The 18,675-nt window shown below is 61.6% G+C and carries 17 protein-coding genes and 1 pseudogene; 9 read left to right on the top strand and 9 right to left on the bottom strand.

The window, feature by feature from the left end; translation table 11 throughout:
* The 6 genes and pseudogenes from ACIPQ1_RS27785 to ACIPQ1_RS27760 all read left to right on the top strand — a co-directional run.
* Positions 1 to 85 (top strand): annotated as a pseudogene (locus ACIPQ1_RS27785) (DUF6124 family protein); the annotation flags it as partial.
* Between the two features lie 360 nt (positions 86 to 445).
* Positions 446 to 946 carry an urease accessory protein UreE gene (ureE, locus tag ACIPQ1_RS27780; RefSeq protein WP_057448286.1) on the top strand — a complete coding sequence of 167 codons (501 nt, stop codon included), beginning with the start codon at positions 446 to 448 and terminating at the stop codon, positions 944 to 946.
* Positions 943 to 1,632, top strand: coding sequence for an urease accessory protein UreF (locus tag ACIPQ1_RS27775; RefSeq protein ID WP_446535109.1), 690 nt, complete (start codon positions 943 to 945; stop codon positions 1,630 to 1,632). Before ureE ends, ACIPQ1_RS27775 begins: the two co-directional genes overlap by 4 nt.
* A 9-nt stretch (positions 1,633 to 1,641) precedes the next feature.
* A complete protein-coding gene (ureG, locus tag ACIPQ1_RS27770; RefSeq protein WP_060739393.1) occupies positions 1,642 to 2,256 on the top strand; it encodes an urease accessory protein UreG in 615 nt (204 codons plus the stop codon).
* 30 nt (positions 2,257 to 2,286) lie between these two features.
* Positions 2,287 to 2,859 carry a HupE/UreJ family protein gene (locus ACIPQ1_RS27765; RefSeq protein WP_446535108.1) on the top strand — a complete coding sequence of 191 codons (573 nt, stop codon included), beginning with the start codon at positions 2,287 to 2,289 and terminating at the stop codon, positions 2,857 to 2,859.
* Positions 2,860 to 3,135: 276 nt separating this feature from the next.
* On the top strand, positions 3,136 to 4,269 hold the full coding sequence (locus ACIPQ1_RS27760; protein WP_446535107.1) for an AGE family epimerase/isomerase: 1,134 nt from the start codon (positions 3,136 to 3,138) through the stop codon (positions 4,267 to 4,269).
* Positions 4,270 to 4,395: 126 nt separating this feature from the next.
* Here ACIPQ1_RS27760 and ACIPQ1_RS27755 read toward each other — a convergent pair whose 3' ends face one another.
* From ACIPQ1_RS27755 to amaB, 8 genes are all read right to left on the bottom strand, one after another.
* Entirely contained in the window at positions 4,396 to 5,160 is a 765-nt protein-coding gene (locus ACIPQ1_RS27755) for an SDR family oxidoreductase (protein WP_186730053.1), read from the bottom strand.
* An 852-nt stretch (positions 5,161 to 6,012) separates the two neighbouring features.
* A complete protein-coding gene (locus ACIPQ1_RS27750) occupies positions 6,013 to 6,729 on the bottom strand; it encodes an ABC transporter ATP-binding protein (RefSeq protein WP_018606262.1) in 717 nt (238 codons plus the stop codon).
* Positions 6,726 to 7,598 carry an ABC transporter ATP-binding protein gene (locus tag ACIPQ1_RS27745; RefSeq protein WP_057448281.1) on the bottom strand — a complete coding sequence of 291 codons (873 nt, stop codon included), beginning with the start codon at positions 7,596 to 7,598 and terminating at the stop codon, positions 6,726 to 6,728. Before ACIPQ1_RS27745 ends, ACIPQ1_RS27750 begins: the two co-directional genes overlap by 4 nt.
* Entirely contained in the window at positions 7,595 to 8,875 is a 1,281-nt protein-coding gene (gene livM, locus ACIPQ1_RS27740) for a high-affinity branched-chain amino acid ABC transporter permease LivM (protein ID WP_186707824.1), read from the bottom strand. The genes ACIPQ1_RS27745 and livM overlap by 4 nt, the downstream gene beginning before the upstream one ends.
* A 2-nt stretch (positions 8,876 to 8,877) precedes the next feature.
* Entirely contained in the window at positions 8,878 to 9,792 is a 915-nt protein-coding gene (locus tag ACIPQ1_RS27735; RefSeq protein ID WP_053117953.1) for an ABC transporter permease subunit, read from the bottom strand.
* 253 nt (positions 9,793 to 10,045) lie between these two features.
* On the bottom strand, positions 10,046 to 11,182 hold the full coding sequence (locus ACIPQ1_RS27730) for a branched-chain amino acid ABC transporter substrate-binding protein (RefSeq protein WP_186707826.1): 1,137 nt from the start codon (positions 11,180 to 11,182) through the stop codon (positions 10,046 to 10,048).
* Between the two features lie 370 nt (positions 11,183 to 11,552).
* On the bottom strand, positions 11,553 to 12,836 hold the full coding sequence (gene amaA, locus ACIPQ1_RS27725) for an L-pipecolate oxidase (RefSeq protein ID WP_446535106.1): 1,284 nt from the start codon (positions 12,834 to 12,836) through the stop codon (positions 11,553 to 11,555).
* A 165-nt stretch (positions 12,837 to 13,001) separates the two neighbouring features.
* Entirely contained in the window at positions 13,002 to 14,492 is a 1,491-nt protein-coding gene (amaB, locus tag ACIPQ1_RS27720) for an L-piperidine-6-carboxylate dehydrogenase (RefSeq protein WP_434572719.1), read from the bottom strand.
* 179 nt (positions 14,493 to 14,671) lie between these two features.
* On the opposite strand from amaB, the gene ACIPQ1_RS27715 reads away from it, so the two are divergent.
* The 3 genes from ACIPQ1_RS27715 (at position 14,672) to nadE (ending at position 17,889) form a co-directional block, all read left to right on the top strand.
* Complete coding sequence (locus tag ACIPQ1_RS27715) at positions 14,672 to 15,580, top strand: LysR family transcriptional regulator (protein WP_411386352.1); 909 nt, start codon at positions 14,672 to 14,674, stop codon at positions 15,578 to 15,580.
* A gap of 250 nt (positions 15,581 to 15,830) precedes the next feature.
* Positions 15,831 to 17,057 carry a nicotinate phosphoribosyltransferase gene (gene pncB / locus ACIPQ1_RS27710; protein ID WP_186707835.1) on the top strand — a complete coding sequence of 409 codons (1,227 nt, stop codon included), beginning with the start codon at positions 15,831 to 15,833 and terminating at the stop codon, positions 17,055 to 17,057.
* A gap of 4 nt (positions 17,058 to 17,061) precedes the next feature.
* On the top strand, positions 17,062 to 17,889 hold the full coding sequence (gene nadE / locus ACIPQ1_RS27705) for an ammonia-dependent NAD(+) synthetase (RefSeq protein ID WP_411386351.1): 828 nt from the start codon (positions 17,062 to 17,064) through the stop codon (positions 17,887 to 17,889).
* Between the two features lie 267 nt (positions 17,890 to 18,156).
* On the opposite strand, the gene azu is transcribed toward nadE, so the two are convergent.
* Positions 18,157 to 18,603, bottom strand: a complete 447-nt coding sequence (gene azu / locus ACIPQ1_RS27700; RefSeq protein ID WP_446535105.1) for an azurin — start codon at positions 18,601 to 18,603, stop codon at positions 18,157 to 18,159.
* Positions 18,604 to 18,675: the final 72 nt, after the last annotated feature.

The following is an 18,675-nucleotide window of genomic DNA, read 5'->3' as shown; positions in this document are numbered from 1 at the left end:
GGCCGATGGGGTGCAGTTGCTGGTCGAGCGGGCGTTGGATCATTTGGAAGCCAAGGAGATGGCGGCGCCTGGTGCCAAGGGGTAGCGCCTTGCTTTGATGCAAGCTGGGCCGACGCCATCGCGAGCAAGCTCGCTCCCACAGGGTTTTGTGTAGAGCCGAATATCAAGTTCAACACCCATCCCATTGTGGGAGCGAGCTTGCTCGCGATGGCGGTGGGTCAGTCGACAAAGATGCCAACCGAACCGACGCCTTCGCGAGCAAGCTCGCTCCCACAGGATCTTTTTCGTGCAAGCCGCAAAATGGTGCGCGACAGCCCATCGCGCACCAACATGGCACGCAATCCGCCCCATCCTGAAACGCTATCCCCAGATATTTCCTACACCCCCTTCGATTGGCAAGCCCCTTGCTCTAAACACAGCACCGTTCATTGCTGGAAGCACTCCGATGCTGGTGATTCACCGCAGAATCGACACTCAACCGCGCTGGGACGCCGAGCTGCACCTGACCTTCGACGCCCGCAGCAAAAGCCGTCTGCGCTGTTTCAGTGCCGAGGGTGAAGACGTGGGGTTGTTCCTGGAGCGAGGCCAGCCGCCGCTGTACGACGGCGAGTGCCTGCAGGCCGAAGATGGGCGCATCGTGCGCGTCTGCGCCCGCGCCGAACAATTGCTGCATGTCACCTGCGCCAATGCCTTCGAACTGACTCGCGCCGCCTACCACCTAGGCAACCGCCACGTGGCCCTGCAAGTGGGCGATGGCTGGTTGCGCCTGCTGGACGATTACGTGCTCAAGGCGATGCTCGAACAACTGGGCGCCCGCGCCGAAGCCATCGAAGCCCCGTTCCAGCCGGAACACGGCGCCTATGGCGGCGGCCATCATCACTCCCGGCACGGCGACGAAGACTTCAACTACGCGCCGCGCCTGCATCAATTTGGCGTGCGCACATGAACCCGGCCTGGGCGCTGCTGCGTCTGGCCAGCCCGCAGTTGCCGATTGGCGGGTACAGCTACTCCCAGGGTCTGGAAATGGCGGTGGACAACGGCCAGGTGAAAAACCCCGACGACGCACGGCGCTGGATCGGCGATCAATTGCTGCTGAACCTGGCACGCTTCGAAGCGCCCCTGCTGCTGGCGCACTGCACCGCAGCCGCCGCGGACGATTGGGACACGCTGCGGCAGCGCTGTGAAGAGCACCGCGCCAGCCGGGAAACCCGCGAGCTGTACCAGGAAAGCCGGCAGATGGGCTACTCGTTGCAGCAATTGCTCGCCGGCCTGCCGGAACTCGACCGTGCCGCCCGGGACTTTCTCGAACAGCTCAGCCTTGGTCAGCGCAGCGAGCCGCACCTGGCGCTGGGCTGGGCCCTGGCCGCCCGCGCCTGGCAGATCGCCCCCCAGAATGCCCTCGCCGCCTGGCTGTGGAGTTGGCTGGAAAACCAACTGGCGGTGCTGATGAAAACCCTGCCCCTGGGCCAGCAAGCGGCCCAGCGCCTGACCAGCGAACTGCTGCCGCTGTTGCAACAGGCCCAGCACGACGCCTCGAACATCGACCCCGACCATTACGGCAGCGCCGCGTTTGGCCTGTCCCTGGCGTGCATGGCCCATGAGCGCCAGTACAGCCGTCTGTTCCGTTCCTAGGAGACACACATGAACACACAACCTCTGCGCGTCGGTATCGGCGGCCCGGTGGGCTCCGGCAAGACCGCCCTGACCCTGGCCCTGTGCCTGGCTCTACGTGAACGCTACAACCTGGCAGTGGTCACCAACGACATCTACACCCGCGAAGACGCCGACTTCCTGGTGCGCAACGAAGCCCTGGCGCCGGAGCGGATCATCGGGGTGGAAACCGGCGGCTGCCCGCACACGGCGATTCGCGAAGATGCCTCGATCAACCTCGAGGCAGTGGACCAGTTGAACCGGCGCTTTCCGGGCCTGGACCTGATTCTGGTGGAGTCGGGCGGCGACAACCTGTCGGCGACCTTCAGCCCGGAGCTGTCGGACCTGACGATCTATGTGATCGACGTTTCCGCCGGGGACAAGCTGCCGCGCAAGGGCGGGCCAGGCATTTGCAAATCCGACCTGCTGGTGATCAACAAGATCGACCTGGCGCCGCTGGTGGGCGCGTCCCTGGAAATGATGGACAGCGACACCCGGCGGATGCGCAACGGCAAGCCCTTCGTGTTCAGCAACCAGAAGACCGGCCAGGGCCTGGACGACATCATCGCCTTCATCGAGCGCCAGGGTCTGCTGAGCGCCGCCTGATTTTCCGACTGACAACAAGGAAGCTTATCCATGACCTTCAAACGCCTCTTCGGTGCCCTTGCCCTGCTGCTGACCCCGGCCCTGGCCTTCGCCCACCCCGGCCATGGCGACCATGGCCTGATCGCCGGCCTCGGCCACCCCATCGGCGGGCTCGACCATTTGCTGGCGATGCTGGCGGTCGGCTTGTGGGCTGCGCAACAACAAGGCGCCGCACGCTGGGCGCTGCCCTGCACCTTCGTCGGTACGATGCTGCTGGGCGGCCTGCTGGGCTTTGAAGGCCTGAACCTGCCGGCGCTGGAAAGCGGGATCGCCGCCTCGGTGTTAGCCCTGGGCCTGGCGGTGGCACTGGCGGTACGTCCACCGTTGAGCCTGGCGGTTGGCGCGACGGCCTTGTTTGCACTGTTCCACGGTGTGGCCCATGGCTTGGAACTGCCGGACATGTCGAGCCCGTGGGCCTATGCGGTGGGCTTCGTCGCAGCCACGGCGGCGCTGCATGGCGCCGGGTTTGCACTGGTGCGGGTGCTGCCACGCGCGGCGACGCCATTGGTTCGGTTGGCTGGAGCAGCTTCGGCGGGGGCTGGGGTGTGGTTGTTGGCCGGTTGATTCTTTAGCGCCTGCCAGGCCGTCATCGCGAGCAAGCTCGCTCCCACAGTTTGATCGGGTACACCGGCCCTTGTGGGGGCCAATCAGCTTCCACACTTTGATCGGTACACCGCCCCCTTGTGGAGCGAGCCTGCTCCCACAATTTGATCGGTATACACCGTACCCTGTGGGAGCGAGCTTGCTCGCGATGACGGACTTACAGGCGCCATCTCTCTGGAGTCGGCCACTCTGCTACCATGTCGCGCAATCGCCCCCAAGCCGTGACGACGTCCGCCCATGCCTGATGCTTCCCGCCCCGCTCCCCCGCCTGAATTGACCGCCCTGTTCGCAACAGTGCGGCAGCATTTTCACGACGTGATCGTGCCGATGTGGCAAGGCCCGGGCTGGAATGCCGAACTGGCGCTGCCCTATGAATCCCTGGATGCCGGACATGCACCTTTGCCACCCCAGCGCTACCGGGCCATGGCCTGTGCGCGACAACTGTATGTGTTTGCGAGTCTGATTGGCGAAGTGCCCCAGGCCGAGGAACGGGCCAACGCACTGTTCCGCTCGCTCCAGCGTCATTTCCACGATGCCGAGCACGGCGGCTGGTTCTACAGCATCGACCCGCAAGGCGCGCCGCTGGATACCGGCAAGGACCTCTATACCCACGCGTTTATCCTGTTCGCCTGCGCCCATTACTGGGGCAAGGTCCGCGAACCGCTGGTGGAATCGGTGCTCAACGCGAGCCTGGAAGTCATCGCCCGGCGCTTTGCCAGCGTCGACGGTCTCTACGAAGCCAGCCTCAAGCGCGATTGGTCGACGACGGGTTCCGGCCCTTTGCAAAACCCGTTGATGCACCTGGCCGAAGCGTTCCTCGCCACCCTCTCGGTCCGCGAAGATGCCAACGTCCGCCAGGCGTTGCTGGACTTGTGCGACGGGATGGCCAAGCACTTCATCGATCCGCAGCAGTGGGTCATGATGGAAAAACCGCTCAAGGCTGTGGATAACTGGTTCGAGCCGGGCCACCAGTTCGAATGGTATTACTTGCTGGCCTCTTCCCCGCTGTTGCGCAACGGCAAGTTGCACACCGCCCTGGAGCGCAGCTTCGGCCATACCGAACAACGCGGCGTCGATCCGGATTCCGGCGCGGTGTGCGCGATGCTGGCATTGGACACACAAGCAGGCCCACGGGATGCCACCCAACGCATCTGGGCCCAGGCGGAGTACCTGCGGGCGCTGACCTTGCGCCCGGACAATCAGGGGGCCTTGCTACATCAACTACAGGCGTTGCGGCAGCATTTTCTTCATCCCCAAGGCTGGAACGAATGCCTCGACGCCGACGGCATTGTCAGCCGCCGGGACATGCCGTCCACCACGCCGTATCACCTGCTGACCTGCTATCGCGGGCTGGCCGATTATCTGGCTTGACCCCCCACTGTGGCGGGGGAGCTTGCTCCCGCTGGGCCGCGCAGCGGCCCCAAAAAGCTTACGACTGCTTCGCAGCCGAGCGGGAGCAAGCTCCCTCGCCACAAAAGCTCATCCACACACCATTCGCTACGCCTTGTTACGCTCAATCGCAAACCCAGCCCAGGTCTGGCTCACCGGCATCAGCTCCAGGCTGTTGATGTTGATGTGCGCCGGCGTGTTGAGCACCCAGAAAATCGTGTCGGCGATGTCTTGTGGCTGGATCGGCTCGGCGCCGGCATAGGTCGCGTTGTAGCGCTCCTGGTCGCCACCGAAGCGCACCAGGGAGAATTCGCTTTCGCACAGGCCCGGCTCGATGTTGCTCACCCGCACGCCCGTGCCTTGCAGGTCGCAACGCAGGTTCAGGGAGAACTGTTTGACGAACGCCTTGCTCGCGCCATACACATGGCTGCCCGGATACGGGTAATTGCCGGCAATGGAACCCAGGTTGACGATCCCGGCGCCACGGCCATGAGCGATCAGGCGCGGCAACAGCAGGCGGGTGCTGTAGATCAGCCCTTTGACATTAGTGTCGACCATGGTGTCCCAGTCATCGAGGTCGCACTTGGGCGCCGGGTCGACGCCCAAGGCCAGGCCGGCGTTGTTGATCAGCCCGCGCAGCGTGGCGAAGGACGGCGGCAGGTTGGCGATGGCCTCTTCCATGGCCTTGCGATCGCGCACGTCCAGGACCAGGCCGTGGACTTCGGTCTGCTTCGACAGCTCGGCACAAAGGGCATTGAGGCGTTCTTCACGACGACCGGTCAGCACCAGTTTCCAACCGGCCTCGGCAAAACGTCGGGCACAGGCTTCACCAAAACCGGATGTCGCGCCGGTGATAAACAGGGTGTCAGACATCGTGTTCTCCTTGTTGGAACTTCAAAAGCCGTTGAATGGAATCGGCCCACAGCATGCCCGGCCTGATACGTCGGGGGCAAGGTTTGCACACGCGCTTTTGGCCCACAGCTGCTCATAAAACAACCAATCCTCGCCAGGCCTTGCCCAGCAAGGCCCGCAGCCGGTTGCCCGCACCTTATCCACAGGCACGTCCACAGTAATCGGGGGCAAGTGCAAACCCCACAGGCCGCTGTGCATAAGGCTTTGCGGGGTATTTGGAAAATTTTTTCGCTTGACCCTGCAACTCAGGTTGTGCAACGCAAGTTATCTGCTATAAGTCAGCGCACCAGAGGCGATGGCTCCAAGCCAGTAACCACGGCCCTCAGCGCGGTCTTTCCAGAGTTTAATCACAGACTTATCCACAGGATTGCCCATAGACTTCCGAGCCCATTCCAATGCTCAGAAAACTGTTGACAACAGCCGCTCCCGCTTGACCGAAAGCGCCTGATCAAAAAATGATCACAGCTCTGCAAGCCACGTAATCAAAGGCTTTCAGCCAGCTACTCCCACGTTACCCACAGCCAGTTCCACAGCAAACGGGGACAAGTCAAAACCGTGACAAAACAACTGTTTGCGGCGACTTTATGTCGCGGTTTCGCAGGGGCTCAGGATTGTTGTCCACAATTCTGAAAACGGCATACATCCCCCTGTGGGAGCGAGCTTGCTCGCGATGGCGTCGGTTCAGTCAAAATCAATGTCGACTGATAGATCGCTATCGCGAGCAAGCTCGCTCCCACAGGGGCTTGTGGTGTTCTGGAGGGATAAAAAAAAACCGGCGATTCACTCGCCGGTTTTTTTATTGCTTCAACTGTCTCAATGCCCGCCCAGGTATGCGTTGCGCACCTCTTCGTTGGCGAGCAGCTCCTTGCCCGTGCCGGTCAGGCGGATTTCACCATTGACCATCACATAGGCCCGGTCCGACAGCCTGAGGGCGTGGTTGGCGTTCTGTTCCACCAGGAAAATGGTCATCCCGGTGGAGGCCAGCTCGCGCAGGGTGGCGAAGATCTGTTTCACCACGATCGGCGCCAACCCCAGGCTCGGCTCATCGAGCAGCAACAACTTCGGCCGGCTCATCAATGCCCGGGCGATGGCGAGCATTTGCTGCTCGCCGCCGGACATGGTCATGGCCCGCTGGTTGCGGCGCTCCTTGAGCCGCGGGAACAGCTCGAACATGCGTTGCATGTCTTCGCTGGCGTATTTGTCACCGATGGGAATGGTGCCCATCAGCAGGTTTTCCTCGACCGTCATGTCGGGGAAAACCCGCCGCCCTTCTGGCGACTGGGCGATGCCGTTGGAGGCGATGTAGTGGGAGGACTTGTGGGTGATGTCCACACCCTGGTAGATGATCTGCCCGCCCGCCGCGCGGGGTTGGCCAAAGATCGACATCAACAGCGTGGACTTGCCGGCACCGTTGGAGCCGATCAGGCTCACGGTCTCGCCTTCGCCAATGTGCATCGAGACTTTCTTCAGGGCCTGGATCGGCCCGTAGAACACGTCCAACTCCTTGAGTTCGAGGATAGGTCCACTCATACCAGTTCCTCTTCATCGGCACCCAGGTAGGCCGCGATCACCTTCGGATCGTTGCGAATCGCCTCGGGACCACCCTCGGCGATCACGTTGCCGTGGTCCAGCACCACGATGTGGTCGGAAATGCTCATTACCATGCCCATGTCGTGTTCGATCAGCACCACGGTCAGATCATGCTCGTCGCGCAGCAGCCGGATCATCGCGCTCAGCGCTTCGGTTTCCTGAGGGTTGAGGCCGGCGGCCGGTTCATCGAGGCAGATGATCTGCGGGCGCGTGCACATCGCCCGGGCGATTTCCAGGCGCCGTTGCTGGCCGTAGGAAAGCTCCCCGGCCAGGCGGTTGGCGCAATCCACCAGGTCGACCACCTCCAGCCAATAGAACGCATGGTCCAGGGCGTCGCTTTCAGCCTTGCGGTAGCCCTTGGTGTTGAGGATGCCCGCCACCAGGCTGCGGTTGACCCACATGTGCTGGGCCACCAGCAGGTTTTCCAGCACCGACATTTCCTTGAACAGGCGAATGTTCTGGAAGGTCCGCGCCAGGCCAGCGCGGTTCACCAGGTGGGTGCCGCCGAACATCTTGTAGTACAGCCGGCTGGCGAAGGATTTCGGCGAGACGAAGTCGGTCGGGCGAAACGCTTCGCCCAACAGCTTGATCACGTTGGTCTGTTCACCACGGACATTGAGTTCGATCTTGCCGCCCGAGGCCTTGTAGAAACCGGTCAGGCAGTTGAACACCGTGGTCTTGCCCGCACCGTTGGGTCCGATCAGCGCGAAGATCGAGTTGCGCTTGACCTGCAGGCTGACATCGCTGAGGGCCTTGATGCCACCGAACTGCATCATCAGGTTTTCAACTTTGAGTACGACTTCGCTCATGGCGCTACCCCCTTGCGCGGCGTCACACCGGTACGGCTGATACGGATCAAGCCGCGCGGGCGCCAGATCATCATCAACACCATCAGTACGCCGAACAGCAGCACCCGGTATTCAGAGAAACTGCGCAAAAGCTCCGGCGCCACGGTGAGCACGAAGGCGGCAATCACCACGCCGACCGTCGACCCCATGCCGCCCAGCACCACGATCGCCAGGATCAACGCCGACTCGAAGAAGGTGAACGACGACGGGTTGACGAAACCCTGGTAACTGGCGAAGAACACCCCGGCCAGGCCAGCCGTGGACGCGCCGATGGTGAAGGCCGAGAGCTTGACCAGCACATGGTTCAGGCCCATGGAGCGGCAGGCGATCTCATCCTCGCGCAGGGCTTCCCAGGCACGTCCGACCGGCATGCGGGTCAGGCGATGCTTGATGTAGAGCACCAGCAATACCGTGATGAACAGCACGATGTAGATGAACAGGAATTTGATGTTGGGGTTGTAGTCGAGGCCGAAGAATTCATGGAACGGCACCCCGCCATCTTTCGCTCGTCGGCCGAACTCCAGGCCGAAAAAGGTTGGCGACGGCACGGGCATGCCATTCGGCCCGCCAGTGAACGACAGCCAGTTGTTCAGCACCAACCGGATGATCTCACCGAACCCCAGGGTCACGATGGCCAGGTAGTCACCGTGCATTCGTAACACCGGGAATCCCAATATGCACCCCGCCATCGCCGCCGCGATGGCCGCCAGCGGCAATACGGTCCAGAAACCCAGCCCCAGGTATTGGTAGCCCAGCGCCAGGCCATAGGCACCGATGGCATAGAACGCCACGTAACCCAGGTCGAGCAGCCCCGCCAGGCCGACCACGATGTTCAGGCCCAGGCCCAGCAACACGTAGATCAGGCCGAGAATGACCACGGTGAGCACGTATTTGTTGGCGAAGAACGGAAACACGATGGCAATCACGATCAGCGCCGGGATGATCCAACGCAGGCGCGACTTGTAGTCCGGCGGCAGCACATGCACGCCGGAGCCGGTGCTTTCGAAGCCCTGGAGAATCTTCAGTCCCTTGGGAGTTTGCAGGAACAGGCTCAAGGCAAAACGGCCGATCATCACGATCGCCACCAACCAGCCGACCCGGGCCGGTTGCAGGTTGAAGCTGTAGCCGTCGAGCACCACGCCGACAATCGGCCCGAACACAATCAGCGAGATCAGGCCGGCCAGGATCGCGTCGATGACGCTCTGTTTGATATCAAGCGGTTTATTGGCAGCAGACATACTTATACCTTCGCCACGAGTGGGCGACCCAGCAGGCCTTGGGGACGGAAGATCAGGATCAGCACCAGCAGCGAGAAACTGAACACGTCTTTGTAGTCAGAGTTGATCAGACCGGAGAACAGCGACTCGGAAATGCCGAGGATGATCCCGCCGAGCATCGCCCCAGGCAGGGAGCCAATGCCGCCGAGTACCGCTGCGGTGAACGCCTTGATGCCGATGATGAAGCCGGCATAGAAGTCGAACGTGCCGTAGTTCATGGTGATCAGCACGCCGGCCAGGGCCGCCATGGCTGCACCGATGATGAACACGTAGGAAATCACCCGGTCGGTGTTGATCCCCAGGATCGAGGCCATCTTGCGGTCTTGCTGGGTGGCGCGGCACATGCGCCCGAGCTTGGTGTATTTGATGATGTAGGTCAGCGCGGCCATCCCGGCGAATGCAGCGACCAGGATGAAAATCTTGGTGTAGGTGAGCTGGACGAAACCGCTGCCGATGTCGACGCGCATGGCGCCTTCGAGCAGCGTCGGGATCCCTTGTTGACGGGCGCCCTGGCTGATTTGTGCATAGTTCTGCAAGATCAGCGAGATGCCGATGGCACTGATCAGCGGTGCCAGCCGGGTGGAGTTGCGCAGGGGTTTGTAGGCGACGCGTTCGATGACCCAGCCGTATACGCCGGTGACCACGACCGTGAACACGAGGGTGCCAAGGATCATTAGCGGAAAGGATTCAATACCGAAGTAAGCCAGCAGAGCCAGACTGATTGCCGCGAGGTAAGCGGAAATCATGTAAACCTCGCCATGGGCGAAGTTGATCATGCCGATGATGCCATAGACCATTGTGTAGCCGATGGCGATCAGACCATAGACCGACCCGAGGGTCAGGCCATTGATCAGTTGCTGCAGGAAAATACCATCCATAACGCAATCTCACGCAGTGAGACAGCACATCCCGGGGACGCGACGACGGGTTCGAAGCCCAGCGCCAAAGGATGTGCGGCTCGTAGAAAAAAACAGACGGGCCTTTGGCTAATGCCAATCAGGACAGGGTGAACACAGTCTCCGTGGCGAGGGAGCTTGCTCCCGCTGGACTGCGCAGCAGTCCCCTTTTTGGGGCCGCTACGCGCCCCAGCGGGAGCAAGCTCCCTCGCCACAGGCTAGTCATCCCTTCAAATTACTTCTGTTTTTCCAACTGGTGGTATTTGCCGTCCTTGTCCCACTGGTAGACCACGTAGTCGGAGACTTTCAGGTCGCCCTTGGTGTCCCACTCCTTCTTGCCCATCACGGTCTGGACAGGGTTGGCCTTGAGCCACTTGGCCGCATCCTCGCCTTTGTTGGACTTGGCGCCGTTGAAGCCGGCGGCCAGGGCCTGGACCGAAGCGTAGGCGTACAGGGTGTAGCCTTCAGGCTCGGTGCCATTCTTGCGGAACTCCTCGACCACGACCTTGCTGTCTGGCAGCAGGCGCGGGTCGGCGCCGAAGGTCATGTACACGCCATCGACGTATTGCGCGCCGCCGGCGGTGGTGACCAGTTCGTCGGTAACGATGCCGTCATCGGACATGAACTTCACATCCTTGAGGCCTTGCTCACGCAACTGGCGAACCAGCGGGCCGGCTTCTGGGTGCAGGCCACCGAAGTAGACCACGTCGGCGCCAGCCCCACGGATCTTGGTGACCACGGCGCTGAAGTCTTTCTCGCCACGGGTCAGGCCTTCGTACAGCACCGGGGTCACGCCGCGCTTGATCAGTTGTGCCTTGGTGGCATCCGCCAGGCCTTGGCCATAGGTGTCCTTGTCATGCAGGACAACGACTTTCTTGCCCTTGAGCACGTCGACGATGTAGTCGCCGGCCACAATGCCCTGCTGGTCGTCACGACCGCACATGCGGAACATCGCGCTGAGGCCGCGCTCGGTCACCGCCGGGTTGGTCGAGCCGGGGGTGATGGCGATGATGCCGGCTTCGTCGTAGACCTCGGAGGCCGGGATGGTGTTGGACGAGCAGAAGTGCCCGACCACGCCGATCACCTTGTCCTGGTCAACCAGGCGGTTGGCCACGGCCACGGCCTGCTTGGGCTCGCAAGCATCGTCACCGGCAACCAGTACGATCTTCTCGCCGTTGACGCCACCCGCTTTGTTGATGACATCGGCCGCTGCCTGCGCACCCTTCATGTACTGCTCGCCAAATGCGGCGTTGGCGCCAGTCATCGGCCCCGCCACACCAAATTTCACATCAGCTTGAGCAAACGCAGAAACACCCAATGCAGCTGCCACTGCGAGGGCCAGGAAACCTTTCTTGTAAAACGTCTGGGACATGAGGTGGTGCTCCAAGGTTTTTTTTAGTTGGCACTGCGACTTCATTTCACTGAAAAGCTCAGAGCAAGGGCCGTGCCATCGGTTTTTTATTCTGAAAAAAGTCGCTGCTTTATTGTTATTTCGACTGTTTCGAGCCCTTTTTCATAGGGCGTGCAACCGTCTAAACCGCACGAGGTGCAACCTTTTATTTAAATGGGTGAAACCCTCCGTGAGCCATCATTGCAACCATCACACGAAACGGCGTGCAACCACTGTGTAACAACCCACGTCACCGAACTGCACACTGTCGGTGCGCAACTGCTACAAGCCGCACCATAACAGGCTAGACGCTACGCCAGAAAACGCGGCTTCCAGCAACAATTTTCAACACTCAAATGACGATCCGCAGGCACTGGCCCGCGTGATACAGCGAAAAGCCCGCCTCATACAGGCAACTGCGCAACCCCACCCCGGCCAGCGGCTGCATGGGCGCGAACGGGATCGGCAGGGCCTGGGCGTTACCGTGGCAGAGGTAATCGGCGAACGCCTTGCCGACCACCGTACCGGTGGTCACGCCCCGGCCGTTGTAACCGGTCACGGCCACCAGCCCGGGGGCAGGCTCGAACAGGCGCATCAGATGATCGGGGGTGAAGGCGATGCAACCGGTCCAGGTGCACTCCCACTCCACCGGCTTGAGGTAAGGAAAATAGTGTTGCTGCACCCGGTCGGCCCAGGCCTTGAGGAACCAGGTCGGCTTGCGGTTGCCGTTGCCCAGGCTGCCCAGCAGCAAGCGGCCGTCCTTGTCCCGGCGGATGCTGCTCAGCACCTGGCGGGTATCCCACGAACCCTGGCCGCCCGGCAGGATGCGGTGGGCGGCCTCGTCGGTCAGCGGGACCGAGGCGACCTGATAGTAATAGCCAGGGAAAAAGTTGCGCCGCAGTTCGGTCCAGTCGCCCTCGGTGTAGGCGTTGGAGGCAATCACCACCTGCTCGGCCAGTACCGAACCCTGGGCGGTTTGCACCGACCAGCGCTGGCCTTGGCGTTCCAGATGGGTCACCGGGGAATGGTCGAACAGCTGGCCGCCCAGGTCCGTGGCGGCCTTGGCCAACCCGCTGGTGTAGGCCATCGGGTTGAGCGTGCCGGCGCGGCGGTCGAGTAATGCCGCGGCGATTTTCGAGGTGCCGGTCGCCTCCGCGCAGGCCTGGCCGATGAGCAATTCCACCGGGGCGCCGCGGCGTTTCCATTGTGCTTCGCGACTGCGCAGGTCGGCCTCGCCCCGGGCGTTATGGGCCATGTGCAGGGTGCCTTCGCGACGCAACTGGCAATCGATGCTGTATTTATCGATGAGACTGAACACCAAGGCTGGCGCAGCCCCCAGCATGCGGTTGAGCTGGCTGCCCACCGCCTCGCCGAACCCGGCCTCGATGTCATCCGGCGGGATCCACAGCCCGGCGTTCACCAGGCCGACGTTGCGCCCCGACCCGCCCTGCCCGGCCCGATGGGCTTCCAGCACAGCCACGCGCTTGCCTTGTTCGAGCAAGTGCACCGCCGCCGACAGCCCGGTGAAGCCTGCGCCGATCACACAGACATCCACCGTGATTTCACCGGTGAGCGCCGTATTTTCAGGCCTTTGCGGCGTCAGTTTTTCCCACAGACATTCTTCGCGTAACGGCATTGCCAGACTCCGGAAATGAAACCTAACCATCACACTATTCAGTGTGGGAGCGAGCTTGCTCGCGATGGCGGCGACACATTCAATGGCTATGTGACTGACAGACCGCTATCGCGAGCAAGCTCGCTCCCACAGGGGGTTCCCACAGGAACTTTTGTCGACTCAACCTCAGTCGAAGGTAATCCCCTGCGCCAACGGCAACTCCAGCGAGTAATTCACGGTGTTGGTCTGGCGGCGCATGTAGCCGCGCCAGGCGTCGGAACCGGATTCGCGACCGCCGCCGGTTTCTTTTTCGCCGCCGAACGCGCCGCCGATTTCCGCGCCGCTCGGGCCGATGTTGACGTTGGCGATGCCACAGTCGCTGCCCACAGCCGACATGAACTGCTCGGCTTCACGCACGTCGGTGGTGAAGATGCAGGACGACAGGCCCTGGGGCACGGCATTGTTCAAATGCAGGGCCTCGGCAAAGTCCTTGTAGCCGACCACGTACAGGATCGGCGCGAAGGTTTCATGGCGCACTACATCACTCTGCTCGGGCATCTCGACGATGGCCGGCGAGACGTAATAGGCATTCGGGAATTGGTCTTCAAGCTGGCGCTTGCCACCAAACACGCGACCGCCTTCGCTCAAGGCCTGCTCCAGCGCGTCCTGCATGCCCTCGAAGCTGTGCTTGTCGATCAGCGGTCCGACCAGGTTGCCTTCCAGCGGATGGCCAATGCGCACTTTCGAATAGGCGGCCTTGAGGCGGGTGACGATCTCTTCCTTCACCGACTCATGGGCAATCAGGCGACGCAGGGTGGTGCAACGCTGGCCGGCGGTGCCGACGGCGCTGAACAGGATGGCGCGCACGGCCATGTCCAGGTCGGCGCTCGGCGCCAGGATCATGGCGTTGTTGCCGCCCAGCTCCAGGATGCTGCGGGCGAAACGCGCGGCGACTTTCGGCGCCACTTCACGGCCCATGCGAGTGCTGCCGGTGGCGCTGATCAAGGCCACGCGCGGGTCATCCACCAAGGCTTCACCGGCATCGCGGCCACCGATGATCACCTGGCTCAGGTACGGTGGCGCGTCGCTGAAGTTCTCCAGCACGCGCTCGAACAGCGCCTGGCACGCCAGGGCGGTGAGCGGAGTCTTTTCCGAGGGTTTCCAGATCACCGAGTTGCCGCAGACCAGGGCCAGCGTGGTGTTCCAGGCCCAGACCGCGACGGGGAAGTTGAAGGCACTGATCACCCCGACCACGCCCAGCGGATGCCAGGATTCACGCATGTGGTGGCCCGGGCGTTCGGAGGCGATGGTCAAACCGTACAACTGGCGGGACAGGCCGACGGCGAAGTCGCAGATATCGATCATCTCTTGCACTTCACCCAGGCCTTCCTGGGTGATCTTGCCGGCTTCCCAGGACACCAGTTCGCCGAGATCGGCCTTGTATTCACGCAACAGATCGCCGAATTGACGCACCAGCTCGCCGCGACGCGGGGCCGGCACCTTGCGCCACAGGTCGAAGGCATGCTCGGCACGGCTGACCTGCTGCTCGACTTCAGCGGCGCCTTCCCAGTTCACGGCACCGATACGACTGCCATCGATAGGCGAATGCACCGGCTGTGCGCCGCCCTGGTACAAGGCCGGATTGACGCCCAGACGATCAAGCAATGCAGCAACCATGGGTAACTCCTCTAAACGAGCGATAAAAGATTGGCAGGCGGGCAATTACCCTCTGCTCAGGCCTCTAGTTTTAGCTGGCTCGAGTCTTGCCAACAAACGACCATTAAGCGAGATATCATTCCGTTTATTCATGCTGCCCCTGACTCGATTTATAGAGCAACAAGAAAAAGGCCCTCGTCATGCTCAATAAGCGCTATTTACCGTCGATCACCGCCCTCCAGTGCTTCGAAGCCGTGACCCGCCACCTGAGCTTTACCCGTGCCGCCGAAGAGCTTCACCTGACCCAGAGTGCCGTCAGCAAACAGGTCGCCCAGCTCGAGGAATTGTTGCAGCACCTGCTGTTCCGGCGCGTGCGCCGTCGCTTGCAACTGACACCGGCCGGGGATTTGTATCTGGGGGAAGTACGAAAAATCCTCACCCAGGTGGAGATGTCTACCCATTACCTGCGGTCCTACGGTGGCGACACCGAAGTCCTGCGTGTTTCCACACCCCCGACCTTTGGGGCTCGCTGGCTGGTCCCGCGCCTGAAAGGCTGGCGCCTGCGTCATCCGAAAATTCATCTGGACCTGTGCAGCGAGCAGGAAGCCGACGACTTGCAGCAGGGGCGCAGCGACCTGGCGTTCTACTTCGGCCAGGGTTCACGTCCCGGCACCGAGTCCCTGAGACTGTTCGACGAGGAACTGGTGCCAGTCTGCGCGCCCGGCAGCCTACCCGGCCAGCCCTTCACCGACCCGACCCAATTGGCCGAGTTGGTGCTGCTGCAAAACGCCTCGCGACCCCAGGCCTGGCACGACTGGTTCGACAGCCAGGGCTACCACACCGAACACAGCTACCACGGCCCGCGTTTCGAAACCTTCTACATGTGCATTCGCGCCGCCCAGGTCGGCTGTGGCGTCGCCCTGCTGCCACGGTTCCTGGTGGAAGAAGAACTGGCCGACGGCAAGCTGGTCATCCCCTGGCCCCACGCGATGCCCAGCACCAGCGCCTATTACCTGGCCTATCCGGAGCATTCGGCGGAAGTACCCAAGGTGCGGCTTTTCGTGGAGTGGATGCTGGAGCAGATCGCCAGCCCGGAGGTACCGCAATAACGGCACCCCACACAAAACCCGTGGCGAGGGAGCTTGCTCCCGCTCGGGTGCGAAGCACCCGCAAAAAAAGGGGAGCGCTTCGCACTCCAGCGGGAGCAAGCTCCCTCGCCACAGTAAGCGCGCTCCCGCAAAGGCCTGTGGACTGTTAAAAAATCGCTGGCAAAACCCACCAGGGTTATGCGCCACTAGCCCCTTCACTACAAACTGCCGAACTTCGCTGCCCACGGCTGCGGCCTGTCTGGAGAACCCTATGAGCGAGAGCGTATTTGCCGATCGTATCGTGCAGAACCTGCTCGACACCGACTTCTACAAACTGACGATGATGCAGGCGGTGCTGCACAACTACCCCAACGTCGAAGTCGAGTGGGAGTTCCGTTGCCGCAACAGCGAAGACCTGCGTCCGTACCTGGCGGAGATCCGCTTCCAGATCGAGCGCTTGGCGGAGTTGAACCTGAGCGCCGACCAGCTCGGTTTCCTGGAGCGCATCAGCTTCCTCAAGCCGGATTTCCTGCGGTTCCTGGGGCTGTTTCGCTTCAACCTGCGCTACGTGCACACCGGCATCGACAACGGCGAGCTGTTCATCCGCCTGCGCGGACCGTGGCTGCATGTGATCCTGTTCGAAGTGCCGCTGTTGGCCATCGTCAGCGAAGTGCGCAATCGCTATCGCTACCGTGAAGTCGTCCTGGAACAGACCCGCGAGCAGCTGTACCGCAAGTTCGACTGGCTGAGCGCCAACGCCAGCGCCGATGAGCTGTCCGAGCTGCAAGTCGCGGACTTCGGCACCCGTCGTCGGTTTTCCTTCCGCGTTCAGGAAGAAGTGGTCAACGTCCTCAAGCACGATTTTCCCGGGCGTTTCGTCGGCACCAGTAACGTCCACCTGTCCCGGGAACTGGACATGAAACCCCTCGGCACCATGGCCCACGAGTGGATCATGGCCCATCAGCAACTGGGCCCGCGGTTGATCGACAGCCAGATCGCCGCCCTCGATTGCTGGGTGCGTGAATACCGAGGCCTGCTGGGTATCGCACTCACCGATTGCATCACCATGGACGCCTTCCTCAAGGATTTCGATCTGTTCTTCGCCAAGCTGTTCGACGGCTTGCGCCATGACTCGGGCGACCCGGTGATCTGGGCTGAAAAAGCCATTGCCCACTACCACAAGCTCGGCATCGACCCGATGAGCAAGACCCTGGTGTTCTCCGATAGCCTGACATTGCCCAAATGCCTGGAGATTTTTCGGGCGTTGCGTGGTCGCATTAATGTCAGCTTCGGTATCGGCACCCACCTGACTTGCGACATCCCGGGTGTCGAGCCCATGAGCATCGTGCTTAAAATGATCAGCTGTGCCGGGCAACCCGTGGCCAAGATTTCCGATGAGCCCGGCAAGACCCACTGCAAGGACCCGAATTTCGTCGCCTACATGCGACACGTTTTCCAAGTACCTGCCGCCCTTTCAGACGCATCAAGCAAGGAGTGAATTCATGCAAGCCGTACAGCGTGAGATTGCTGAACAGCTCAAGGTCCAGCCACCGTTCGCCAATGACGCCGCCCTCAAGGCCGAAATCGCCCGGCGAGTGAGCTTTATCCAGGATTGCCTGGTCAATTCCGGGCTCAAGTCCCTCGTGCTGGGCATCAGCGGGGGCGTCGACTCGCTGACCGCCGGGCTGCTGGCCCAACGCGCCATGCGCGAACTGCGGGAGAAAACCGGCAACGCGGCCTACAAGTTCATCGCCGTGCGCCTGCCGTACGAAACCCAGTTCGACGAACATGAAGCCCAGGCCTGCGTGGACTTCATCGACCCGGACGAGCGCCATACCGTCAACATCGGCCCGGCGGTCAAGGCCTTGGCCGAGCAAGTCGCGGCGTTCGAGGGCAAGGCGGCGGTGTCGCGGGATTTCGTGCTGGGCAATACCAAGGCGCGGATGCGCATGGTGGCGCAGTACACCATCGCCGGCGCTGAGCAGGGCCTGGTGATCGGTACTGACCATGCGGCTGAAGCGGTCATGGGTTTCTTCACTAAGTTCGGTGACGGTGCCTGCGACCTGGCACCGTTGAGCGGCCTGGTGAAAAACCAGGTCCGGGCCATCGCCCGGGATTTTGGCGCGCCGGAATCGCTGGTGGAAAAAGTCCCCACCGCCGACCTTGAAGACCTGTCACCCGGCAAGCCGGATGAAGCCTCCCACGGCGTGACCTACGCCGAGATCGATGCGTTCCTGCACGGCCAACCGGTTCGCGAAGAGGCAGCCAAAATCATTTGCGACACCTATCGCAAGACCGAGCACAAGCGCGTGATGCCGTACGCCCCGTAATCACCGCCAGGGGGAAGAGTTCCCCTTGTGGGAGCGAGCTTGCTCGCGATAGCGGTGGGTCAGCTTGCATGGATGTTGAATGCGCTGACGCCATCGCGAGCAAGCTCGGCTCCCACAGGGGGGCTTCATCGAATACAAAAGTTGTGTCGGATCAAGCTCAAAATGTGGGAGCGAGCCTGCTCGCGATTGCGGTGGGTCAGCTTGCATGGATGTTGAATGCGCTGACGCCATCGCGAGCAAGCTCGGCTCCCACAGGATAGGCGGTGGTTACTTCAGGGTAACGGTGCCTTTCATCATCGAGATGTGGCCTGGGAAGGAGCAGAAGAAGCCGTACTTCTCCGAAGCACTGAGTTTCGACACGTCGAAGGTCACCGAGTCGGTTTCCTTGGCACCAATGAGTTTGGTGTGGGCGATGACACGAGCATCACCGTCCTTGAGATAGTTCTTGTCGATACCGGCGCTCAGACCATCAGTGGCGATCGGCTGCATGTCAGCCTCTTTGCTCAGCACCCAGTTATGGCCCATGACGTTTTTCGGCAGGCTGCCCGAGTGCGTCAGCTCAACGGTGAACGTCTTGCAGCTCTTGTCGATCTCGATGGCCTTGGTGCTGAAGGACATCTGGTCGGTCGAGTCGATGGTGGTCTTGCACTCCGCTGCCATCAGTTGGCTGCTGGCCAGTGTCAACAGGGATACTGCTACAAGTTTGGCAAACATCGTGAATCTCCAAGGCATGGTTAACAAAATTCCGTCAAAGGAAAAGACTGCCTGATTTTCCGGCAAGTTCCT

Source organism: Pseudomonas sp. LARHCG127, assembly GCF_052871455.1.
This window is presented reverse-complemented; position numbering and strand designations above follow the sequence as displayed.